Origin of the sequence: Roseovarius sp. THAF8 (assembly GCF_009363735.1) — a bacterium.
Classification (GTDB): Bacteria; Pseudomonadota; Alphaproteobacteria; order Rhodobacterales; family Rhodobacteraceae; genus Roseovarius.
In genome coordinates this window covers 890,355-912,118 of the sequence record NZ_CP045410.1, presented here as the reverse complement: position 1 = coordinate 912,118, position 21,764 = coordinate 890,355, and the positions used below count along the sequence as shown (strand labels likewise).

Here is a 21,764-nt window from a genome sequence, read left to right as displayed (position 1 = left end):
GACATGCGCCGCGATGGATGTCGGCGATGATGATCGCGGCCTTCGCGGTCCACGCCGCTTATTGGCTCACCGTATTGCTGGTGATGCCGCCCGACGACAGCCCCGCCTGAGACGCCCGGGACAGGAACGGCCAGGCAGGCAGCGCGGGTCGGGGCCAGGGCAGCACCCGCGACCAGCGCGGATCGGGCATGTCGGGCAGTTGCGCGCGAAGCCGCGACAGCGTGACATGCCGAGGCTCGCGCAGCAGGGCGCGGTAGAAATCGAACAGCCCGTCGCGCAGGTAGGTCGACCAGTGACAGTAGAACCGCGCCCGCCCGGGCGCCACGCGGAAACCCGCGCGTTCCAGCGAGGGCAGGGTGTCGGGGTGGTCAAGCTGCACGGTCAGGGTGTTGGGGCGTTGCGGCAGGGCCTGCGCAAGGCTGCGGTCGCCGTGTTCGGGGGCCGAGATCAGGCGTTCCATCAGGAAATCGAAGAGGTCGTTCTCGCGCGTGGTGACGCTGATGATCTCGGCGGCGTGGCCGGCCTCGCTTTCGATGGCGGCCCGGGCGGCGGTGCCGTATTCGGCCCCGTTGAGCAGCAGGACGCGACCGATCGCGCCGGCGCGCAGGTGCGGCAGCGCCCCGAGCGCCACGCGCGCGCCCATCGAATGCGCCACCAGGTGCACGGGGCGGTCCGGCGCCACCCGGCGTATCATCGTCACGAGCTCCGCAAGGCACAGCCCGGCCCGTTCAGCCTGTCGGTAGGCATTCCAGATGGTGCCGCGGGCGGACCAGCCAAAGCCGATCGCCAGCCCTTCGTCGGGCCTGTCCGCCCCGAACCCCAGCCCGCGCGGCCAGCTTTTCGCCTTCCACGTGCGGATGTCGGGATCGAGCGCGAGGATGTGCTTGTGCGGGCAGGCGGCGGGATGGCCGGGGGCGTATTTGAAACCGTGCGTCATGACGATGATCGGGCCGGGGCGGACCAAGGCGCGGCGAAGGCTGGGCAGCGGCGCCTCTTCGCTGCCGTGCAGGCACGGACCAAGAGGCGTGGCGTCGATCTGCAAGAGCGGCATCTTCGACCCTTTCTACTACATCTTGTGGGCAGCAGTTACTCCAGCCATATGACGGTTGATTGAAGCTTGGGTTACATCACCGTGACGGTGCCACCGGGCCACAGCGGCGCGGCGCAGCTATCGGTTGACGGGCCGCGCTTGGGGGCGTAGAGCAAAGACGTGGCGATTTGTTACCGGATTGCGGGCCACGTTAAACATCTCCGCTAAAAGGTCAGGATGAAAGCTCCCTTTCGCTTGACCAGCTTGGGAGCTTTATTTTTTGGGCGGATCGCCCGGAGGTCGATGATGAAAAACGAATGGAACAGACGCACCAAGCTGGTGCATGGCGGAACGCGACGCAGCCAGTACGGCGAGGTGAGCGAGGCGATATTCCTGACGCAGGGATTCGTCTATGACAGTGCCGAGGCCGCCGCGGCGCGGTTCGTGCAGGCGGGCGATGACGAGTTCATCTATGCCCGCTACGGCAACCCGACGGTGGCCATGTTCGAGGACCGAATCGCCGCGCTCGAAGGCGCGGAAGCCGCGTTCGCCACGGCGAGCGGCATGGCGGCGGTCAGCGGCGCGCTGATCTCGATGCTGAAGGCGGGCGATCACGTGGTGTCGGCGCGGGCGCTCTTCGGGTCCTGCCTTTACGTGCTGGAGGAGATCCTGACGCGCTATGGCGTTGAGGTGACCTTTGTCGACGGCACCGACATCGAGGCGTGGCGCGCGGCGGTGCGGGACGACACCCGGGTCGTCTTTTTCGAGACCATCGCCAACCCGACGCTGGAGGTCGTGGACGTGGAAGCGGTGGCCGGAATCGCCCATGCCGTGGGGGCCAAGGTGGTGGTCGACAACGTCTTTGCCACGCCGGTCTTTTCCCGTGCCGTGGCGCAGGGGGCCGATGTGGTGGTCTATTCCGCGACCAAGCATATCGACGGGCAGGGCCGCGCGCTGGGCGGTGTGATCCTGGGCACCGAGGAGTATATCCGCAAGACGGTCGAGCCGTACATGAAGCATACGGGCGGTTCGATGTCGCCCTTCACCGCGTGGGTGATGCTGAAAGGGCTGGAGACGATCGACCTGCGGGTGCGGGCGCAGGCCGACAATGCGCTGGCCCTCGCAGATGCGCTGCAGGGGCATCCGGCGCTGGAGCGGGTGATCTTCCCCGGGCACGCCAGCCACGCGCAGCACGATCTGGTCAAGCGCCAGATGGGCAAGGGCGGCACGGTCATCGCGCTGGACATCAAGGGCGGGCAGGCGGCGGCGTTCCGGTTCCTGAACGCGCTGGAGATCGTGGTGATCTCGAACAACCTCGGCGACGCGAAATCCATCGCGACCCATCCGGCGACGACGACGCACCAGCGACTGTCGGACGAACAGAAAGACGCGCTGGGCATCACGCCGGGTCTCATACGGCTGAGCGTGGGGATCGAGGATGCAGAGGACCTGGTGGCGGACGTGAGCCAGGCGCTGGAGGCGGTGACGCAACAGTGATCCAAGACAGCGTTTCTGACGTATCTCATGTCAAAGTGGTAATTTACCGTGATCTGGCATAGATACGGTGCTGTCGGCAGCGAGCGAGGACCCGACCATGAATGTGCACCCGAGTGACATGAAGAAGGTTGCGGACCGCAGCGACGCCAAGGAGGCGTTGGACATTCTGCGCGCGTGGGCGGAAACGGCCACGCCAGAGGAGGTGGCGGATCTCGATCCGGCGATTGCCCGGCTTCTGCCGCAGGGCGAGCTGTCGAATTACCCGGCTCTGCGCCGCGACTACCCGGAGGATTTCAAGCCCGACGCGGCCTACAAGGCTAGCATGCCCGATCTGCAGAACGGCCCGTCGTCGTTGATCAAGGGGGCACGGCAGCAGTTGCAGCATGTCGGGATCTCGAATTTCCGGCTGCCGATCAACTTTCACACCCGCGAAAACGGCGACCTGACGCTTGAGACCTCGGTCACCGGCTCGGTCAGCCTGGAGGCCGAGAAAAAGGGCATCAACATGTCCCGCATCATGCGCAGCTTTTACAAGCACGCCGAGCGGACCTTCAGCTTCGAGGTGATCGAGGCGGCGCTGGAAGACTATATCTCGGACCTCGACAGCATAGATGCGCGTATCCAGATGCGGTTTTCCTTCCCGATGAAGATCACCTCGCTGCGGTCCGGGTTGGAGGGATACCAGTATTACGACATCGCGATGGAGCTGGTCGAGCATGACGGGGTGCGGCGCAAGTTCATGCATTTCGACTATGTCTATTCTTCGACCTGCCCCTGTTCGCTGGAACTGAGCGAACATGCGCGGCAGGCGCGGGGGCAGCTGGCGACCCCGCATTCGCAGCGCTCGGTGGCGCGGATTTCGGTCGAGGTTGTGGGCGAGGAGTGCCTGTGGTTCGAGGATCTGATCGAACTGGCCCGCACGGCGGTGGCGACAGAGACCCAAGTCATGGTCAAGCGCGAGGACGAACAGGCCTTTGCCGAGTTGAACGCGGCCAACCCGATCTTCGTCGAGGATGCGGCGCGGCTCTTTTCCGAGCAATTGCTGAACGACGCGCGGATCGGCGATTTCCGCGTGATCGCGAGCCACCAGGAAAGCCTGCACAGCCACGACGCGGTCAGCATCACGACGAAAGGCCCGACCTTTGCGTCGGAAAGCCTGGATCCGAAGCTGTTCACGACGCTGTTTCACGTCGGATAGGCCGCGTGGGGGGTGTAGGCGCGTTTTGTGCTGAAACCTTTGGCAAAAGCCCGCCGGAATCGGTCGCGACGCTAGCTGCGACGCGGCATAACCTTTTCTGCACGTGCAAAGCTGGTATAACTCCCGTGCAATCTTGCCCGCAGGGGCGATTCAAAACGGGATAGAGCAATGGATATGTATTCGGCACCGCTGAGGGCGTCCTTGATGGGCCTGCAGCTGAGCGGCATGATCGTGGAAAAGCAGCTGAGAGTGATGCAGGTGCTTGGACGCGCCACCTATGAATCCCAGCTTCAGTTCATGGGTCTGGCCTTTGACCTGCCGGCCCTGGCCCCGGTGCGGGCGCAACCGGCCGCCAAGTCGCGGCCCGCGGCGAAACCCGCGGCAAAGCCGGCCCCCAAAAAGACCGCATCGAAGCCGGCGGCAAGGGCGACGGCCAAGCCCGCGCCCAACGCGGGGGCCAAACCGGCCTCGAAGGCCGCGGCGAAAACGACCCCGAAACCCGCAGCCAAGCCGGCAGAGAAACCAGCCGCGACGCCGGCGACCAAACCCGCTGCCAAGGCGGCTGCGACACCGGCGGTGGACAAGACGCCCTCGAAACCGGCGAGCAAGCCGGCCCCGGCAAAGGCGGCAGACACGCCGGCAAAACCTGAGCCGGCGCCGGCCCCGCAGCCAGCGAGCCAGGGCGCGGCCAAACTCGAGACGAGCAACGTGACAGCCTTTCCCAAGCCCGAGGCCGGCACGGAAAATGACAGTGGCGCCAAGCGCCCGCGCCAGCCCTCGGCCCCGCCGGCGATGCCCGATCGGTTCGCCGATCCCGACAAGGCCGCGGATTCGTAACTCGCGGCGTCAGCCGGATCGGATGATGCGAAGACAGAATAGGCGCGGCCCCTGCTGAAGCGGTGGCCGCGCTTTCCTGTTCCGGTGAGGTCGTGGCCGCCGGAAACCCGCCCGGACCTTCGAGCCTTGCACAGAATGCAAACCGGGGCTTCCACCTTGAAAGTGGTCGTCCGTGGTCTGCAGGTATACCTGTCGACCAGGGAGGAAACTGAAAGATCAACACACGAGGTTTCCAAGATGGCTACCAGCACAACCAACCTGAACTATGACCACGGTCTCAATCGCCTGTTTCGCAAAATTCCCGAGGCACTGCGGAAACTGACCCAGGCCATGACGCGCAAGACCCAGATCGAATGGGCGGCCTGAGCGCCGGAGGCTGCCGGACCGGGATGTCTGGCCGGTGCCTGTCAGCGCCTTGCAGGGCGCACTGACCCATCGCGAACGAAAGGGCCTGTGACCGGCCCGATGACGACGCCGCCCTTTGGGACGCCTGCAACGGCACCTGGTCCCGAGGGCGGTTTGAGTCGCGACCAGGCTCTTGCGGTAGCGGGGCAACAGGGGCATCGGGGCGAGGGCGTCGAGGTGGCCCGAACGTGTCGTCTGCCGTCCGGCGAGACGCTGCTTTGGCGAAATTCCCACATGACAGTAAGGACTTGCGTTCCGCCCCTACGCTCGGAGGCGGCCGATGCGGTCCCGCCGGTCGGGCGCACCCCGCGGGGTTGCACCAGTTGCAAGTCTGGGTTTCGGGTATGGCAGTGGTGCTGACCGATCGTTTGGCCTACCTTGGTGTCAGGGAGGAAACCGAAGCAACATTCTTGAGGTTTCCAAATGGCGACTAGCACAACCAATCTTGATCAAGGCGGCTTTTTTACCCGCTTGTTTCACGGCATCGTGGACCGTTTCGACCAGCACGCGCGCATCATGTCGCGTCGCAGCCTGATCGAGGAACTCACGGCGAAGAGCGACGAAGAACTGGCAGAGATGGGCATCAAGCGCGAAGACATCGTGCGCCACGTCTTCCAGGACCTGTTCTACGCCTGATTGCCTTTCCCGTTCCTTGGGGGTTCCGGCCAGGCCGGGCCCCCGCGGAGCGGCTTGACATAGCTCAGAACCGGGGCCAAGGCTTTGCTCCATGGTGGATTTTCGCCCGGTTGGATATGTGATTGGCCTGACGGTCATGGCGCTGGGCTTGGCGATGGTCCTGCCGATGATGGTGGATATCGCGGAAGGGCGCGGCCACTGGCAGGTTTTCGCGGAAAGCGCGATCCTGACGGTTCTGGTCGGTGGCCTTGTGGCGCTGTCGTGCAGGAACGGCGTGCGCGAAGGCCTGACCATTCAGCAGACATTCCTTCTGACGACCGGGGTCTGGGTGATCCTGCCGATCTTCGGCGCGATGCCGTTCATGTTCGGGGCCACCAATTCGAGCCTGGTGGATGCCTTCTTCGAGGCGATGTCGGGCCTCACGACGACCGGCTCGACGGTCCTGTCGGGGCTGGACACGCTGCCGAAGGGGCTGAACCTGTGGCGCGGTATCCTGCAATGGCTGGGGGGGATCGGGATCGTCATCGTGGCGATGGTGTTCCTGCCCGAATTGCGGGTCGGCGGGATGCAGATCTTCCGCTCGGAAGCGTTCGACACGATGGGAAAGATCCTGCCGCGCGCGACCGAGATCGCGTCGCGCATCTCGGTGATCTACCTCGGGCTGACGCTGGCCTGTACGGCCTGCTACATGATGACGGGGATGAACGCGTTCGACGCCACCATGCACGCGCTGACGACGGTGTCGACGGGCGGCTTTTCGTCCTATGATGCGTCCTTCGGCACCTTCCAGGGGCCGGCGGAATGGGTGGCGACGGCGTTCATGATCCTCGCGGCACTGCCCTTCGTGCGTTACGTGCAATTGCTGGGCGGGAGCAACGTTCTGTTGAAGGACAGTCAGGTCCGGGCCTTCCTGATGACCATCGGTGTCCTGATCGTGGGCACCGCCGTCATCCTGATGTCGATCTTTCCGCACCATCCCGAACAGGCGCTGCGCGAGGCGGCGTTCAACATCACCTCGATCATCAGCGGCACGGGCTATGCCAGCGTGGACTACATGGAATGGGGAACCTTCCTGATCGCGGTGTTCTTTTTCCTTGGCCTGATCGGGGGCTGCGCCGGGTCGACCAGCTGTTCGATCAAGATCTTCCGCTACCAGTTGCTGTTCGCCTCGGTCAGGGCGCAGTTGCAGCGGATCTATTCGCCGCATGGCGTGTTCACGCCGCGCTATGACGGCCGGCCGATTTCCGATGACGTTCTGACGTCGGTCATGTCCTTCTTCGTGTTCTTCGTGGTCACACTGGGGCTGGTGGCCGTGGCGCTTGGCATGACGGGCCTGGATTTCACCACCTCGGTGTCGGGGGCCGCGACGGCAGTGGCCAATATCGGCCCGGGGCTGGGGGAGGTGATCGGGCCTTCGGGGAACTTCCAGCCGCTCAACGACACGGCCAAGTGGATCCTGATCGCCGCGATGCTGATCGGGCGGCTGGAGATGCTGGCCGTCTACGCCATTTTCACACTGTCATTCTGGAGAGCCTGATGACCCAACGACCGCTCGGTGCGCAGATATCCCACATGTTGAAGGCCCGCGGGGTCGACGTGATCTTCGGTATTCCCGGCGTGCATAACGTGGAGATGTATCGCGGCATCGAGGAGGCGGGCATCCGCCACGTGCTGGCGCGGCACGAGCAGGGGGCGGGGTTCATGGCCGACGGCTATGCCCGGGCCTCGGGCAAGCCGGGGGTGGCCTATGTCATCACCGGGCCGGGGCTGACCAACGTGATGACGCCGATGGGGCAGGCCTATTCGGACAGCGTGCCGATGCTGGTGATCTCGAGCTGCCTGGACGAGACGGCGGCGCGGCGCGGACAGTTGCACCAGATGATCGACCAGGAGGGTGCGGCGCGCTGCATCTGCGACTGGAGCTTTGAGGTGAAATCGGCGGGGGCGACCTATGGCCTGATCGAGCGCGCGTTCAACGAGTTTACCTCCGCCAGGCCGCGCACAAAGCACTTGCAGGTACCGATCGCCCTGGGCGGCAGCCTTGCCGATCCAGCACCGACCCCTGTCGAGGCGCGCGCCAAGCGGCCCGTGGCACGGGCCGAGGACGTGGCAGCTGTGGCCGAGGCACTGCAAGAGGCCAGCACGCCCATGATCCTGTTTGGCGGCGGCAGCGTAGGGGCAGGCGAAGCGGCCCGGGCGGTGGTCGAGCGCAGCGGGGCGGCGACGATCACCACCTATGCCGGGCGTGGTGTGGTGGGGGCCGATCTTCCGCTCGATTTCGGGGCTTACCTGGCGCGGCCCGATAGCGCCGAGGTGCTGGCGCGGGCCGACCTGGTTCTGGTCGTGGGTTCGGAGCTGTCCGAGATCGATCTGTGGCGGGACGAATTGGGCCACAAGGGCCGCATGATCCGGGTGGATGTCGACCCCGTCGAACTGGAGCACCCCCGCGCGGAGTTGTGCATCCTGTCCGACGCGGGCGCGTTCTTGGCGGCGCTGGCCGAGAGCCTGCCCGAGCGCGCCGAACCGAAATGGGATGCGGCGGAGGTGGCGGCCACCAAGACCCGCTGGCGGGCGGAGGTGGTGGCCGAGCGACCTGGGATCGTGCCCGTTGTCGATGCGCTCCACCAGGCTTGCCCGGCTGAGACGATGATCTATTCGGACATGACGCAGTTTGCCTATGCCGCCAAGGAGGTCTGGCCGATGGACCGGCCCGGCCATTGGCATCATCCCTTCGGATACGGCACGTTGGGCTACGGTATGCCTGCCGCCATCGGCGGGGCCATCGCGCGGGATGGAAAACCGACACTGGCCATCTGCGGCGACAGCGGATTTCAATACACCATGCAAGAGCTGGGCACGGCGGTCGAGCATGGCCTGCCGCTGCCGATCATCCTGTGGGACAACGGGAAGCTGAAAGAGATCGAAGACGCGATGATCCGGTCCCAGATCGCGCCCAACGCGGTGGTCGCGCGCAACCCGGATTTCTGTGCGCTGGCGCAGGCCTATGGCGCCCATGCCGTGCAGCCCGGCAGCCTGGAGGACATGGGGCGGGCGGTGCGCGGGGCGTTCGACGCGGACCGCCCGACGCTGATTCACGTCAAGGCCGGGATCGGGGGCTGACGGCGGGCGACGCGTATGTCGGGGCCGGTGAACGCGCGGCGCATCCCGGACTTTCATCGGTTCTCGAAGACCCAGGTCGCGGGGCCCGACACGCTCAATAGACGTCGTTATAGGGGCTGTAGCTGACGATATAGGCCGGGCAGCCGGGGCGGGCGGTGTTGATGATCAGGTACCAGACAACCTCGCCGCCGCGACCGGCGCGGGAATATTCGCAGCCCTTGGGATGGGTCCACCATTGCCCTTGGTGGTTCAGCGCGGGAGCGGCCCCGCTATCGCGGGCGAGGTGCAGGGAAGCCGCGACATCCGCCGCCAGGTCGGCCCTGGCAGTCGTTGCGGTCGTGGCGAAGGAAAAGCCGAGCGCGAGCGCGCCGAGAACGGTTGATTTGAACATGTCGATCCACTCCGGTTGACGGGCCGCATCGTGCGGCCGTGGCCCCACACCACCTGACGCGTGGTATCGGGGCCGCCGGTGGCCCGCCTTTGGCCGGAATGTGGCGTCAAGGCGGGCTTCGTGATCGGTTTTAAGCGGTTTTTCGTTATTCCCAGCAGCTGACCAGAACGGTCATGCCGGAAACGCGTTCCGACAGGCTCTCGGGCGGCATCTGGCCGTCGCCGTTGGTGGCCGAGGGGGTGACGCCGGCCTGTTCCAGCACCTGGCGTATCGTCTCGGCATTGGCGGCAAAGCTGACGCCTTCGGGCAGTTGCCGCGTGCCGGAGTCGTGGGGCAGCAACATGCCGACCACGGCGCCGCCCGCATCGACGACGGGGCCGCCGGCGTCGCCGTCCAGCGCGTTGAGCGCCAGGCGCTTCATCTCGCGCTCGCCGTTGAGACCCTGCACATCGGCCAGCTGGCCGAACGTGACCGAGGGCGCACCCAGCACGCCGCCGTAGGAATAGCCGGCCACGGCCACGTCCGATTGCAGGCGCGGGGCGTTTTGCTGAAACGCGGCCACGGCCAGCGGTGCCAGCGGCGTGCGCGGGCGCAGCACGGCGATGCCGGTGTCGTCGTTGGCGGTCTGGATCTCGGCCTCGATGGTTTCGTCCAGGGTGATGCGGCCGCAGGACGCGACGACCTCGGAGGTGGTCACGACGGTGCCGGACCGATCGACGTAGAAGCCCGAGCGCGAGAGCTTGGGGGTGCGGATTTCAAGTCCGGCGACCAGGTTGATGCTCTGGACCTCGTTGCTGCCCGCGGCGGGGTCGAGCACGGTGTCGAGGCGCGAGAAGCTTTCCTGCATCTCGCCCAGCATCCGGGTGCGGCGTTCCTCGTCCCCGGCGGGCCAGACCAGCGTGAACCCCTTGATCTGGCCATCGCGCAGCCATGCCTGCGTGTGCGAGATGGTATAGGCGCTCTCGCCGATCAGGGTGAAGGCGTCGCCGTCGAGATTGCGCGGGCCGGTCTCGGGCACGATTTCAAGCGTCTGCATGATGTCGTAGAGGCCCGCCAGCGTGGCGCGGTCGCCTTCCTGGCTGATCAGCAGGACCTTGGCGTCGATGTCGCCGGTGGCGTCGTAATGGGCGAAAGGCGGCTCGTACTTGGTGAATTCCACCACGCCGGTAGGCAGTTTCATGGCGATACCGGCGCCGGTGTCGCGCACGACGCGCAGGTCCAGCCCTTCGAGCACGGCGTTGTACTGGCGGAACAGCTCGGCGCGTTGACGGGTCGTCAGAACGCCGGTCGCCTCGAAATTGTTGGCCTCCTGCCAGCGGGCCATGGAGCCGCGCGTGCCGCGCCCGAAAGCCGCGTCGATCGCGCCGCCGTAGAAGCCGGCCCATTTCAGGGCTTCCTGCAACGCGGCGCGTTCCTCGCGGGTCAGCAGCGCCTCGCCGGCGCGGGCCTCGCGGACGGTTTCATCCGACGCTTCGGGCTGCGGCTGGGGCTGTGGCTGGGGATCGGCCTGGGCCGTGTCCTGGTCGCCGGTGCCGGTCGTGGCATCCTCGGTGTCTTCGGCGACCTGCCGGGTGGGGCGGTTCAGCACGTTCGCGCCCACCGGCCAGAACTGACGCTGGTACTCGCTTTCTTCGGCAATGTAGCTGTCGCGGGGGATGAGCCGGGCCGAGCGCAGGTTGCGCAGGATCGTGTTGGCATCCGCCTCGCTGTAGGGGCCGAGGGCGATGCCGTACCAGCCGCCGCCCAAGGCAAAGCCGTTCACGTCCTGCATCTGTCCGGCGTATCGGCGCAGGCTGGCCTCGGCCTGGGCAAGGCTGGGTTGCGCCTCGATCTGGATGAAAACCTGGGCCTTGGCGGCGACCGGCGCCACAAGGGCGACGGCCAGGAATACGAAGGTAAGAAAGATGCGCGACATGTACGTCCCTTGCCGAGTTCGGTGTTGTTTCTGCTCTTCCCCGCTTTTTAGCAAATCTGCGGGCGCGTGCATCCTAAATATGGCCTTTCAGGGCAATTGACCCTTGGGTGAGAGCGCCGTAGGGAAGGGCCGAGCATCACGAGGGGCGACCCGGAGGACATTCCATGAGCGACAGCACCGGCAAACCGCGGTCATTCCAGGACATCATCCTGCGTTTGCAGGCCTACTGGGCCGCGCAGGGCTGCGCGGTGATGCAGCCCTACGACATGGAAGTGGGGGCGGGCACGTTCCACCCGGCGACGACCTTGCGTTCGCTGGGGGCGCGGCCGTGGTCGGCGGCCTATGTGCAGCCGTCGCGCCGGCCCACGGACGGGCGTTACGGCGACAGTCCGAACCGCTGGCAGCACTATTACCAGTACCAGGTCATCATCAAGCCGAGCCCCGCGAACCTGCAACAGATCTACCTGGGGTCGCTGGAAGCGATCGGCATCGACATGGGCCTGCACGACATCCGCTTTGTCGAGGACGACTGGGAGAGCCCGACGCTGGGCGCCTGGGGCCTGGGATGGGAAGTGTGGTGCGACGGGATGGAGGTGAGCCAGTTCACCTATTTCCAGCAGGTGGGCGGGCATGACTGCGCGCCGGTGTCGGGGGAGCTGACCTACGGGCTGGAACGGCTGGCGATGTACGTGCTGGGCTATGACGACGGCAACGAGATGCCGTTCAATGACCCCGATGCGCCGATCCCGCTTTCCTATGGCGACGTCTTCCGCGAGGCCGAGGCGCAATATGCGCGCTGGAACTTTGACGTGGCCGACACCGACATGCTGTTGCAGCATTTCATCGACGCGGAACAGGAATGCGAGCGCATCCTGGACCAGCCCGAGACCGACCCCAAGACCGGCCGCCGGATCGTGATGGCGCTGCCGGCCTATGACCAGTGCATCAAGGCCAGCCACATCTTCAACCTTCTGGACGCGCGCGGCGTGATCAGCGTGACCGAGCGGCAGGCCTATATCGGGCGGGTAAGGGCGCTGGCGAAGAAATGCGCCGACGCCTACGTTCTGACCGCCGATGCCGGGTATGCCGCGTGACGCCGCGCGGAAGGGGCGACTGATGGGCAAGGTTATCGGGATCGGGATCGTCATGATCGCACTTCTGGCCGGGGCGGCCATGTATTACCTGCAGGTCTACCATTTCTACGAGCCGGTGGAGGCGACCGGCACCGATGACGTGCGCATGGTGAATCTGGCCACCGGCGCGCCCGAGCCGGTGCTTTACGACGATTTCCAGGCCATCGACGCCGCCAGCAGCCCGATCCGCTATCGCGCCTGTTTCACCACCGAGATGAGCCAGGCGATGCTGACCGAGACCTACGAGATGTACGAGGGCGCAGAGCCGCTGACAGCACCCGGCTGGTTCGACTGTTTCGATGCCGAGGCGATTGCCGAGGAACTGCAGTCCGGCACAGCGCTGGCCTTTCTGGGCGAGAAGAACATCCATTACGGAATCGACCGCATCGTCGTCGTCGCCGAGGACGGGCGCGGCTATGCCTGGCACGAGCTGAACGAATGCGGCGACAAGGCCTATGACGGCACCGTGGTGGGCGAGGAATGCCCGCCGCGTGAAGATAATCCAGAAGATTAAGGAACTTTAGACCGGCTTCGCACGCTGTCCCACCAATGTCCACACGCCGCGGAGGACGCGCAATGGCCGATCAGAGAGCACCCGACTGGGTCATTCCGATGATGCGGGCGGGGTATTCCGCAAGGGGGCTGGTTTACCTTATCCTCGGCGGGCTGACGATGTCCGCCGCCCTGTGGGGTGGCGACGCCGAAGGGACCAAGGGCGCGTTGCAGACGCTGCGCGATGCGCCGTTCGGGCAGATCCTGCTGTGGCTCGTGGCGCTGGGGTTCGTGTGCTACGGCATCTGGCGCTTCATCGCGGCCTATTTCGACCTTGAGAATCGCGGCGACGAGGAAAAGGGCCTGTTTCAGCGGCTTGCGCTGGTGGTGACCGGGCTGATCCACGTGGGTCTCGGGTTCGCGATGGCGTCAGTGGCGCTGGGGGTCGGCGGCAGTTCCGGCGGCGGCGGCGCGTCCGATTGGACGGCGAAGGTCATGCAGATGCCCGGCGGTAAATGGATCGTGGGCGCTGCGGCCCTCGGCATTCTGGGCGCGGGCGTCCACTATGTGATCAAGGGCTGGAAGAAGAAGTACAAGCGGTACATCCAGAACAACGAGACAACGCAAAAGCTCGAGCCGTTGTTGCGCTGGGGGTTCGTGAGCTATGGCATCGTCCTGGCCATCGTCGGCCTGTTCCTTGGCCTTGCGGCGATGAATTCCGATCCGTCCTCGGCCATGGGGATCGGCGGTGCGCTGGACTACATCCGCGGCATGACCGGCGGGCGGGTCCTGCTGGGCGTGATCGCGCTGGGCATCATCGGCTTCGGCATCGAGAACTTTGTCGAGGCACGCTATCGCATCGTGCCGGGCGTGGGCCACAGCAGCGACATTCAAAGCATGGCGCAGGCCGCCAAGGCGAGGGCCAAGTCCACGGCGCGGAGCGCTGCCGCCAGCTAATTGCCGTCAATCGGCTTGCCGCGCCGCGGCAGGCCCGTTAAGCACCGGGACGTTGACCCAAGACGTTCCGGTGACATCATGCCCGACCTTCTGATCGAACTCTTCTCCGAGGAAATCCCGGCCCGAATGCAGGCAAGGGCTTGTGAGGACCTGAAAAAGCGGATGACCGACGGGCTGGTCGAGGCCGGCCTGACCTATGCGGGGGCCGCGGCCTTTGCCACGCCGCGGCGGCTGACGCTGGCGCTGGAAGGGCTGCTGTCCGAGAGCCCGACCTTGCGCGAAGAGCGCAAGGGGCCGCGCGTCGATGCGCCGGAAAAGGCGATCGAGGGGTTTCTGCGTGGTGCCGGCGTGACGCGCGACGCGCTTGAAGTGCGCGACGAGAAAAAGGGCCAGGTCTATTTCGCGACCATCACCAAGCCGGGCCGTCCGGCGGCGGAAATCGTGGCCGAAGTTCTGGACGACACGATCCGCAACTTCCCGTGGCCCAAGTCGATGCGCTGGGGCGCGGGCAGCCTGCGCTGGGTGCGGCCCTTGCATTCGATCCTGTGCATCCTGACCGACGACGCGGGCGAGGCGCAGGTCGTGCCGCTGGACGTGGACGGCATCAAGGCGGGCGACAGCACTGAAGGGCACAGGTTCATGGCGCCGGGGCGGTTTTCCGTCACGTCCTTCGAGAATTACGCGGCGAAGCTGAAGCGCGCCAAGGTCGTGCTGAACCCGGAGGAACGTGCCGGTCATATCTGGCAGGAGGCCACGAACCTGGCCTTTGCCCGTGGCCTTGAGGTGGTCGAGGACAATGGGTTGTTGCAGGAGGTCGCGGGGCTGGTGGAATGGCCCGTGCCGCTGATGGGCGGGATCGGGGCCGAGTTCCTGGACCTGCCGCCCGAGGTGCTGCAATCGTCGATGAAGGAGCACCAGAAGTTCTTTTCGGTGCGCAACCCGAAGACGGGCCGGATCGAGCAGTTCGTGACGGTGGCGAACCGCGAAACCGCCGACGAGGGCGCGACGATCCTGGCGGGCAACCAGAAGGTGCTGGCTGCGCGGCTGGCGGATGCCAAGTTCTTCTGGGAGAACGATCTGCGCATCGCGAAAGAGGGCATGGGGCCGTGGCTGGACAGCCTGAAAAACGTGACCTTCCACAACAAGCTGGGCAGCCAGGCGGAGAGGATAGCGCGGATTGCTGCGCTGGCGCGGGAAATCGCGCCGGTGGTGGGGGCTGATCCCGACCTTGCGGAACAGGCGGCGAAAGTGGCCAAGGCCGATCTGAGTTCGGAAATGGTCTACGAGTTCCCCGAATTGCAGGGGATCATGGGGCGGTATTACGCCGCCGAGGCCGGCTTGCCCGAGGATGTGGCAGCGGCCTGCGAGGAGCATTACGCACCGCTTGGGCCGTCTGATACGGTGCCCTCGCACCCGGTCTCGGTGACCGTGGCGCTGGCGGACAAGCTGGATACGCTGGCGGGGTTCTGGGCGATTGATGAGAAGCCGACGGGGTCTAAGGATCCTTTCGCGCTGCGGCGGGCGGCGTTGGGGGTGATCCGGTTGGTCTTGGAGAACGGCATCTCAACGAGCATGCTACATTTCTTCGATCAAGCCATGAGACGTGCCAAAGAAGAGGCCAGCCCAGATAGGAAAGACGTCGAACTAAAGGAACTTGATGATCGCGTTTCAATCGTGAGTTTGATGGATTTCTTCCATGACCGCCTGAAGGTCTATCTGCGCGATCAGGGCATCCGTCATGACGTGATCGACGCCTGTATCGCGATGGAGGGCAATGACGATCTGGCTCTGCTGGTAAAGCGGGCGCGGGCCTTGCAGGATGTGCTGCAGACCGAGGATGGCGAGAACCTGGTGCAGGGGTTCAAGAGGGCGAACAACATCCTGACGCAGGCCGAGGAGAAGGACGGGGTCGAGTACTCCTTTGGCGCCGATCCCAAGTTTGCCGAGGACGCGACCGAAAAGGCGCTTTTCGCGGCGTTGCAGGATGCGGAGAAAACCATCGCCTCGGCCGGGAAGGACGAGGATTTCGCCCGAGCCATGGGCGCCATGGCCGCGCTGCGCGCACCGATCGACGCGTTCTTCGAGGCGGTGCAGATCAATTCCGAGAATGCGATCCTGCGGCGCAACCGTTTGAACATGCTGCATTCCATCCGCCAGATCTGTCTGCAGGCGGCTGATTTGCGGCGGTTGGAAGGATAGTGGGGCAAACCGCAGCGGTGGACCCGACAGGCCTTGCCTAAAAATTCGGCTTGCGTATTCTGCGGGCCAGAAAAGGAATTGCCGCAGTGCAGCAGGGCCCTGAACATATCACGCCGATCACTCCCGACGCGCCCATCGCGATCCCGACGCATGGCGGGCGGGCCAAGTGCCTGCAACGCCTCGTGCGGCTGGACTTGCCGGTCCCGCGCACGGTCGCGCTGTCCTTCGACGCGGTGAGGGGCATCGCGGACGGCGAGGTGCCGGACATGGCCTCCTTGCTGGACCCGTTCGACGAACTGCCGGTGCTGTGCGTGCGCCCGTCGTCCGAGGACCCCGACTGGGGCGGGCCGGGGGCGGTTCTGAACATCGGGATGAACGATGCGCGGTTCGTCGACTTGTCGGACCGGATCGGCAAGCCGGCGGCAGCGACGCTATACCTGCGGTTCGTGCAGGCCTACGCGGTGCACGTGGCCCGCGCCGACCCGGACATGTTCGACGAGCTGGACGATGATCCGGTCAAGGCGGTGGGCCAGGCGCTGGTCGCCTACGAAGAGGAAGTCGAGGAAGAGTTCCCGCAGGATGCGAAAGTGCAGTTGCTGGGCGTGCTGCGATCCATGGCGCGGGCGTGGCAGGGCACCACGGCACGGCTCTTGCGGCAGGCCAAGGGCGCGCCGGCCGATGCGGGCCTTGGCCTTGTGGTGCAGGAAATGGCGCTTGGCCTGGGCGAGGGCGAATGCGGCTCGGGCGTGATGCAGCTGGTCGACAGCGCGACGGGCGACCGGCGCTGCACCGGCCGCTACCTGAGCCAGAGCCAGGGGCGCGAGGCGCTGAAGGCCAGCAACGAGGCGCTGTACCTGCAGAAGGATCCGCGCGGTCCGTCGCTGGAGGAGCTGGCACCGGAGGCGTTCGCGCGGCTGAAGCAATGCACCAAGCTGATGCGCGAGAAGCTGCGCGAGGAAATGCAGGCCGAATTCACGATCGAGAACGGCGAGGTCTACCTGCTGGACGGGGTGCGCGTGTCGCGCAACGCCCGCGCTGCCGTGGCCATCGCCGTGGCGCTGGCCGAGGAGGGGATCATCACACGCGAGGAGGCGCTTATGCGGATCGAGCCGCGGGCGCTGAATGAACTTCTGCACCGGCAGATCGACCCCGAGGTCAAGCGCGACGTCCTGGCGCGCGGCATCGCCGCCAGCCCCGGCGCAGCCGCGGGAAAGATCGTCTTCAGCGCCGAAGACGCCCAGGCGGCGGAGTCGCGCGGCGAGGCGGCGATCCTGGTGCGGCGAGAGACCAGCCCCGAGGACATTCGCGGGATGCACGCCGCCGCCGGTGTGCTGACCGAGCGGGGCGGGATCACCAGCCATGCCGCCGTGATCGGGCGGGGCATCGGCAAGCCCTGTGTCGTGGGCGCCTCTGCGATTACCTTTCAGATCAAGCGCAAGCGGCTGGTCTTTCCCGACGGCCGCAGCCTGATGGCCGGGGATCAGATCACCATCGACGGCACCAGCGGCGAGGTTCTGGCCGGCGAGCCGCGCTTGCTGGAGGCCGCGCGGGACGAAACGTTCAAGACGCTGATGAGCTGGGCCGACGAGGTGCGCGACATCGAGGTGCGGGCCAATGCCGACACTCAGGCCGACGCCGAACTGGCGCTGACCTTCAAGGCGCAGGGGATCGGGCTGTGCCGGACCGAGCACATGTTCGTGGAACCCAGCCGCCTGGTGGCGATGCGCGAGATGATCTTTGCCGACACCAGCGAGGACCGCGCCTCGGCGCTGGAGGTGCTGTTGCCGATGCAGCGGGCGGATTTCATCGACCTTTTCCGGATCATGTCGGGAATGCCGGTCTGCATCCGGCTGTTCGACCCGCCGCTGCATGAATATCTGCCCGCCGACCGCGAGGGCATTCGCGAGCTGGCCGACGCGCTGGACCTGCCGGTGGCGGATGTGACCGAGCGGGTGGAATCGCTGGGAGAATACAACCCCATGCTGGGGATGCGCGGTGTGCGGCTGGGCATCGCGGTGCCGGAGATCTACGAGATGCAGGCGCGGGCGATCTTCGAGGCGACGGTCGCCGCCAGCAAGGAAGGCGATCCGGTCGTGCCCGAGATCATGATCCCGCTGGTGTCGGCGATGCGCGAGGTCGAACTGGTGCGCGAGAATGTCGACAACGTTGCCGATGCCGTGCGCCGCGAGACGGGCCGCGACTTCACCTATCGGCTGGGCGTGATGGTCGAGACCCCGCGCGCCGCGTTGCGCGCCGCCGAGATTGCGCCGCATGTGGCGTTCCTGAGTTTCGGCACCAACGACCTGACGCAGATGACCTATGGCCTCAGCCGCGATGACGCGGGGCGGTTCATGTCGCATTACGTCAAGCAGGGCGTGTTCCCCGAGGACCCGTTCCACGTGCTGGACGTCGACGGGGTGGGCGAATTGCTGGAGATCGGGGCGCGGCGCGGCCGCGAGGTGGCCCCCGACCTGACCCTGTCGATCTGTGGCGAACACGGCGGCAACCCCGAATCGATTGCCTTCTGCCGGACGGCGGGATTCGACTATGTGTCCTGTTCTCCGTTCCGGGTTCCGGTGGCGCGACTAGCTGCCGCACAATTGGCCGTGAAGGACAAGATCGGGTAGATCCCGGGCGGGTTCTCGCCATATCTGCCATAATTCCGCCGATCTTCGCTCTTGCAATCCCGCTGCATACCGCCCTTGCAGCGCCGCAGGCTGGACTCGCATACCCCTTTTATGTACCTCGTCGCGACTTGACGGGCCCGTAGGGTCTTATTTTGAAGGAGGCGAGCCTTGAGAACCCTCGCGACGATCTTGATGATGTGCCTTGGAACCGCGGCCGCGGCAGAGCAGGACATCAACCGTTTATATGCGCACGAGAACCGCGTGCTGAGTTCGATTCCCGAAGATATGGTGGCGCGCTACATGGAGCGTCCGGGCGTGGACGTGACGTATTCGCGCGACTGGCTGGCCACCCAGTCGGCCCAGACGGGCGGCGAGCAGTGGCGTTGTCTGGCCGAAGCGCTGTACCACGAGGCGCGCGGCGAAAGCGTTAAGGGTCAGTTCGCGGTGGCCGAGGTCATCATGAACCGGGTCGACAGCGCCCGCTTCCCCGACACGATCTGCGGCGTTGTGCACCAGGGCACGGGCCGCAAGTACCAGTGCCAGTTCACCTACACCTGTGACGGCGCCAGCGACCGGATCAGCGAGAAACGTGCCTTCGAACGGGCCGGCAAGGTGGCGTATCTGATGGTCAAGGGCGCCAGGCGCGACCTGACGGCCGGAGCGACGCATTACCACACCAAGGCCGTGCGCCCGAAATGGTCGCGCAATTTCGCCCGGACCACCACGATCGGAGTGCATCATTTCTACCGGATGCCGACGCGCGTCAGCTCGAACTGAGCGGGGCGGAGAATCCGGTTGACATGCAGGCCCGCGCGTTTAAAAGGCGGGCTTCATGACGAATTTCGCGGGGTGGCTGACATCCCGCCGCAGGAGAGATACCCATGGCGAAGCCGACCACAATCAAGATCCGCCTGAACTCGACCGCCGGCACGGGCCACTTCTACGTGACGAAGAAGAACGCCCGCACCATGACCGAGAAGATGTCGGTGCGCAAATACGACCCCGTCGCGCGCAAGCACGTCGAGTACAAGGAAGGCAAGATCAAGTAGGATCTTCCCTCCGAGCGTTTTCAAGGGCCGTGCCGATGGGCGCGGCCTTTTGCTTTGGGGCTTTCAAAAGCTGCGTGCCGAGACGTGGCGACTGCCGGCGACCTGAGCCGGGGGCTGCGACGGGAGGTTCCGGGTCAGGCCCGGGACAGGTGTTCCCGCCGCCGGCGGGCCACGAAAAAGGGCCGGTCTGATGACCGGCCCCTTGTTCGTTTCAGCCTGGTGCGCTGTCGTTATTCGCGCTGGCCCAGCAGGTTCAACAGCATCATGAACATGTTGATGAAGTCGAGATAGAGCCGCAGGGCGCCCATGATGGCCGCCTTGCCGAGCCACTCGCTGTCGCCGTGGTGGGCGTGGGCCAGGTACTCGTTCTTGATCGACTGCGTGTCATAGGCGGTCAGGCCGGCGAAGATCAGCACGCCGATGGCCGAGATCGCGAACATGATTTCGCTGGACCCGATGAAGATGTTGACGATAGACGCCACGATCAGGCCGATCACACCCATGATCAGGAAGCTGCCCCAGCCGGAGATGTCCTTTTTCGTGGTGTAGCCCCACAGCGAAAGACCTGCGAAGGCCGCAGCCGTGGCCAGGAAGACCTGGGCGATCGAGAAATCGGTGAACACCACGAAGATGTACGAGATCGAAACACCCATCACCGCGGCGAAGGCGTAGAAGAAGAGTTGTGCCGCAGCCGCCGACAGCTTGTTGATCACCGCGCCGAAGGCGAAGACCATGATCAGCGGGGCGAACATCACGATATAGCGTGTGAAGCCGGTGAACAGCGTTTCCATCATCGCGGCGTTGTTGCCCACGGCCCAAGCGGCCGCAAAGGTCAGCAACATGCCGATCGACATCGTGCCGTAGACCTTGTTCATGTGGGCGCGCAAGCCTTCGTCGATCGCGGCGGTACGCGCACCAGTTGCCGACCGGATCGTTTCGAATTGAGCCATTCAAGCCTCCGAATAAGTATCCCATTCAAACCTCGAGCCGAGGTTTGCAGACAATATCGTGTGCCCGGCGTCTCTTTTCAAGAAAATCCGAACCGAAATCGTGCGGAAACAGTCGGTTCACGTGTCAGCGACATGAAATGTCCCAGATCGGACGGCGGGCCTCGGCCATCGCCTCTTGGCAAGTGATGCCGATATCCTGAAGCGCGTGATCGTCGAGACGCGCCAAGGCACGGCGCTGGCGATAAATCTCGAGCGCATCCAGCAGGCGGGCGCGGCGAGGAGCCGGGTAGGGCGCATGACGACGGAATGACAAGGTGAGCATGAGTGCGTCCTTTCAATTTCAGTGATGGCGTGGCGCGCATCATTATTACTGTTGATATAAATGGCATGCCGGGTCATATAGGAAAAATGAATGTTTGGCTTGGATTGCATCAAGGAACATGATGAATGCGTAATCTCGACATGACAACCTTGCGGTCCTTTCTGGAAGTCGCCGAGCAAGGTGGTGTGACGCGCGCCGCGCAGGTGCTGAATCTGACGCAGTCGGCGGTATCGATGCAGCTCAAGCGGTTGGAAGACCTGCTTGGGATCGAACTGCTGGATCGCAGCAACCGGCGCATCGCGCTGACCGCCTCGGGCGAGCAGCTCTTGACCTATGCGCGGCGCATCGTCGATTTGAATGACGAGGCCGTGGGACGGCTTTCGGACGAGGTTTACGAGGGCACGCTGACCCTGGGGGTGCCGCATGACATCATCTATCCCGTCGTGCCGCGGGTTCTGAAGACGTTCAACAGCGTTTTCCCGAGGGTGAATGTGGTCTTGAAATCGTCCAGCACTGTCCGGCTGCACGACGCGTTGAAGAAAGGCGAGATCGACCTGATCCTGACGACCGAGAAAGCGTTGACGCCGGGCGGAGAGACATTGACGAAAATCCCGCTGAAATGGGTCGGTGCCCTGGGTGGCCAGGCTTGGCGAAAACGGCCCTTGCGGCTGGGGTTCTGCAATTTCTGCATCTTCCGGGCGCCGGTGCTGCGCATCCTGGACGCGGCGGGGATCGACTGGGAACTGGCGATAGAGTCGGACGAGGACCGCTCTGTGGAGGCGCTGATCAGCGCGGATCTTGCGGTCGGGGCGCTGCTGGAGACCAGCATCCCGCCGCATCAGGAAGCGATCAACACGCAAGGGGCGCTGCCGGAGCTGGGCTATCAGCAGATCAACATGTACGGGTCGGCCAATCGCGACGAGATCACGCGCGAAATGGCCGATCTGCTGCGGCAGGGATACCGGGCCGCGACGCCGACCCTGTTGCGGCAGGCCTGAGCGCGAGG

Annotated in this window: 20 protein-coding genes and 1 riboswitch; of the genes, 15 read left to right on the top strand and 5 right to left on the bottom strand. The window is 65.1% G+C overall.

All coding sequences use genetic code 11. The features are described 5' to 3' along the window. Positions 1-58: 58 nt before the first annotated feature. Positions 59-1,051 carry an alpha/beta hydrolase gene (locus FIU85_RS04455; protein ID WP_152495999.1) on the bottom strand — a complete coding sequence of 331 codons (993 nt, stop codon included), beginning with the start codon at positions 1,049-1,051 and terminating at the stop codon, positions 59-61. A 149-nt stretch (positions 1,052-1,200) separates the two neighbouring features. Then, positions 1,201-1,278, top strand: a riboswitch (SAM riboswitch). Between the two features lie 58 nt (positions 1,279-1,336). Here FIU85_RS04455 and metZ point away from each other — a divergent pair. The 7 genes from metZ to FIU85_RS04425 all read left to right on the top strand — a co-directional run bounded on the left by metZ (position 1,337) and on the right by FIU85_RS04425 (position 8,723). After that, complete coding sequence (metZ, locus tag FIU85_RS04450; RefSeq protein WP_152495998.1) at positions 1,337-2,527, top strand: O-succinylhomoserine sulfhydrylase; 1,191 nt, start codon at positions 1,337-1,339, stop codon at positions 2,525-2,527. Between the two features lie 97 nt (positions 2,528-2,624). Then, positions 2,625-3,725 carry a GTP cyclohydrolase FolE2 gene (gene folE2, locus FIU85_RS04445; RefSeq protein ID WP_152495997.1) on the top strand — a complete coding sequence of 367 codons (1,101 nt, stop codon included), beginning with the start codon at positions 2,625-2,627 and terminating at the stop codon, positions 3,723-3,725. A 168-nt stretch (positions 3,726-3,893) separates the two neighbouring features. Continuing rightward, positions 3,894-4,562: a hypothetical protein gene (locus tag FIU85_RS04440; RefSeq protein ID WP_152495996.1), complete on the top strand. Its 669-nt coding sequence runs from the start codon at positions 3,894-3,896 to the stop codon at positions 4,560-4,562. A 237-nt stretch (positions 4,563-4,799) separates the two neighbouring features. Then, entirely contained in the window at positions 4,800-4,928 is a 129-nt protein-coding gene (locus FIU85_RS22490; protein ID WP_302849008.1) for a hypothetical protein, read from the top strand. A gap of 462 nt (positions 4,929-5,390) precedes the next feature. Continuing rightward, a complete protein-coding gene (locus FIU85_RS04435) occupies positions 5,391-5,603 on the top strand; it encodes a hypothetical protein (RefSeq protein ID WP_152491891.1) in 213 nt (70 codons plus the stop codon). Between the two features lie 91 nt (positions 5,604-5,694). Then, on the top strand, positions 5,695-7,140 hold the full coding sequence (locus FIU85_RS04430) for a TrkH family potassium uptake protein (protein WP_152491892.1): 1,446 nt from the start codon (positions 5,695-5,697) through the stop codon (positions 7,138-7,140). Then, positions 7,140-8,723, top strand: a complete 1,584-nt coding sequence (locus FIU85_RS04425; protein WP_152491893.1) for a 5-guanidino-2-oxopentanoate decarboxylase — start codon at positions 7,140-7,142, stop codon at positions 8,721-8,723. The genes FIU85_RS04430 and FIU85_RS04425 overlap by 1 nt, the downstream gene beginning before the upstream one ends. 94 nt (positions 8,724-8,817) lie before the next feature. On the opposite strand, the gene FIU85_RS04420 is transcribed toward FIU85_RS04425, so the two are convergent. Both FIU85_RS04420 and FIU85_RS04415 read right to left on the bottom strand, forming a co-directional pair. After that, entirely contained in the window at positions 8,818-9,114 is a 297-nt protein-coding gene (locus FIU85_RS04420; protein ID WP_152495995.1) for a hypothetical protein, read from the bottom strand. A 145-nt stretch (positions 9,115-9,259) separates the two neighbouring features. Continuing rightward, positions 9,260-11,029 (bottom strand): serine protease, encoded by a 1,770-nt coding sequence (locus FIU85_RS04415; RefSeq protein ID WP_152495994.1) that lies wholly within the window; start codon positions 11,027-11,029, stop codon positions 9,260-9,262. Between the two features lie 164 nt (positions 11,030-11,193). Between FIU85_RS04415 and FIU85_RS04410 the strand changes: the two genes are divergently transcribed. From FIU85_RS04410 to rpmG, 7 genes are all read left to right on the top strand, one after another. Next, complete coding sequence (locus FIU85_RS04410; protein ID WP_152495993.1) at positions 11,194-12,123, top strand: glycine--tRNA ligase subunit alpha; 930 nt, start codon at positions 11,194-11,196, stop codon at positions 12,121-12,123. A gap of 22 nt (positions 12,124-12,145) precedes the next feature. Next, positions 12,146-12,676, top strand: coding sequence for a DUF6446 family protein (locus tag FIU85_RS04405; RefSeq protein ID WP_152491897.1), 531 nt, complete (start codon positions 12,146-12,148; stop codon positions 12,674-12,676). A 62-nt stretch (positions 12,677-12,738) separates the two neighbouring features. Further along, entirely contained in the window at positions 12,739-13,611 is an 873-nt protein-coding gene (locus FIU85_RS04400; protein ID WP_172978050.1) for a DUF1206 domain-containing protein, read from the top strand. 78 nt (positions 13,612-13,689) lie between these two features. Then, positions 13,690-15,810: a glycine--tRNA ligase subunit beta gene (glyS, locus tag FIU85_RS04395; protein ID WP_152495992.1), complete on the top strand. Its 2,121-nt coding sequence runs from the start codon at positions 13,690-13,692 to the stop codon at positions 15,808-15,810. Between the two features lie 86 nt (positions 15,811-15,896). Further along, complete coding sequence (locus FIU85_RS04390) at positions 15,897-18,437, top strand: putative PEP-binding protein (RefSeq protein ID WP_152491900.1); 2,541 nt, start codon at positions 15,897-15,899, stop codon at positions 18,435-18,437. A gap of 168 nt (positions 18,438-18,605) precedes the next feature. Beyond that, positions 18,606-19,214 (top strand): cell wall hydrolase, encoded by a 609-nt coding sequence (locus FIU85_RS04385; RefSeq protein ID WP_254703002.1) that lies wholly within the window; start codon positions 18,606-18,608, stop codon positions 19,212-19,214. A 104-nt stretch (positions 19,215-19,318) separates the two neighbouring features. After that, positions 19,319-19,486: a 50S ribosomal protein L33 gene (gene rpmG, locus FIU85_RS04380; protein WP_050927593.1), complete on the top strand. Its 168-nt coding sequence runs from the start codon at positions 19,319-19,321 to the stop codon at positions 19,484-19,486. A 230-nt stretch (positions 19,487-19,716) separates the two neighbouring features. Here rpmG and FIU85_RS04375 read toward each other — a convergent pair whose 3' ends face one another. Both FIU85_RS04375 and FIU85_RS04370 read right to left on the bottom strand, forming a co-directional pair. Next, positions 19,717-20,436 carry a Bax inhibitor-1/YccA family protein gene (locus tag FIU85_RS04375; protein ID WP_152491901.1) on the bottom strand — a complete coding sequence of 240 codons (720 nt, stop codon included), beginning with the start codon at positions 20,434-20,436 and terminating at the stop codon, positions 19,717-19,719. 124 nt (positions 20,437-20,560) lie between these two features. Then, positions 20,561-20,758 carry a DUF1127 domain-containing protein gene (locus FIU85_RS04370; protein ID WP_152495991.1) on the bottom strand — a complete coding sequence of 66 codons (198 nt, stop codon included), beginning with the start codon at positions 20,756-20,758 and terminating at the stop codon, positions 20,561-20,563. Positions 20,759-20,883: 125 nt separating this feature from the next. Between FIU85_RS04370 and FIU85_RS04365 the strand changes: the two genes are divergently transcribed. After that, positions 20,884-21,756 carry a LysR family transcriptional regulator gene (locus tag FIU85_RS04365; RefSeq protein WP_152491903.1) on the top strand — a complete coding sequence of 291 codons (873 nt, stop codon included), beginning with the start codon at positions 20,884-20,886 and terminating at the stop codon, positions 21,754-21,756. Positions 21,757-21,764: the final 8 nt, after the last annotated feature.

Excerpts from the sequence above, each read along its gene's own strand:
- FIU85_RS22490 (WP_302849008.1), top strand. The coding sequence starts at position 4,800 with ATGGCTACCAGCACAACCAACCTGAACTATGACCACGGTCTCAATCGC.
- FIU85_RS04440 (WP_152495996.1), top strand. The coding sequence starts at position 3,894 with ATGGATATGTATTCGGCACCGCTGAGGGCGTCCTTGATGGGCCTGCAG.
- FIU85_RS04420 (WP_152495995.1), bottom strand. The coding sequence starts at position 9,114 with ATGTTCAAATCAACCGTTCTCGGCGCGCTCGCGCTCGGCTTTTCCTTC.
- FIU85_RS04410 (WP_152495993.1), top strand. The coding sequence starts at position 11,194 with ATGAGCGACAGCACCGGCAAACCGCGGTCATTCCAGGACATCATCCTG.
- FIU85_RS04405 (WP_152491897.1), top strand. The coding sequence starts at position 12,146 with ATGGGCAAGGTTATCGGGATCGGGATCGTCATGATCGCACTTCTGGCC.
- FIU85_RS04375 (WP_152491901.1), bottom strand. The coding sequence starts at position 20,436 with ATGGCTCAATTCGAAACGATCCGGTCGGCAACTGGTGCGCGTACCGCC.
- FIU85_RS04415 (WP_152495994.1), bottom strand. The coding sequence starts at position 11,029 with ATGTCGCGCATCTTTCTTACCTTCGTATTCCTGGCCGTCGCCCTTGTG.
- glyS (WP_152495992.1), top strand. The coding sequence starts at position 13,690 with ATGCCCGACCTTCTGATCGAACTCTTCTCCGAGGAAATCCCGGCCCGA.
- FIU85_RS04435 (WP_152491891.1), top strand. The coding sequence starts at position 5,391 with ATGGCGACTAGCACAACCAATCTTGATCAAGGCGGCTTTTTTACCCGC.
- folE2 (WP_152495997.1), top strand. The coding sequence starts at position 2,625 with ATGAATGTGCACCCGAGTGACATGAAGAAGGTTGCGGACCGCAGCGAC.
- FIU85_RS04430 (WP_152491892.1), top strand. The coding sequence starts at position 5,695 with ATGGTGGATTTTCGCCCGGTTGGATATGTGATTGGCCTGACGGTCATG.
- FIU85_RS04400 (WP_172978050.1), top strand. The coding sequence starts at position 12,739 with ATGGCCGATCAGAGAGCACCCGACTGGGTCATTCCGATGATGCGGGCG.
- FIU85_RS04455 (WP_152495999.1), bottom strand. The coding sequence starts at position 1,051 with ATGCCGCTCTTGCAGATCGACGCCACGCCTCTTGGTCCGTGCCTGCAC.
- FIU85_RS04370 (WP_152495991.1), bottom strand. The coding sequence starts at position 20,758 with ATGCTCACCTTGTCATTCCGTCGTCATGCGCCCTACCCGGCTCCTCGC.
- FIU85_RS04425 (WP_152491893.1), top strand. The coding sequence starts at position 7,140 with ATGACCCAACGACCGCTCGGTGCGCAGATATCCCACATGTTGAAGGCC.
- rpmG (WP_050927593.1), top strand. The coding sequence starts at position 19,319 with ATGGCGAAGCCGACCACAATCAAGATCCGCCTGAACTCGACCGCCGGC.
- metZ (WP_152495998.1), top strand. The coding sequence starts at position 1,337 with ATGAAAAACGAATGGAACAGACGCACCAAGCTGGTGCATGGCGGAACG.
- FIU85_RS04365 (WP_152491903.1), top strand. The coding sequence starts at position 20,884 with ATGCGTAATCTCGACATGACAACCTTGCGGTCCTTTCTGGAAGTCGCC.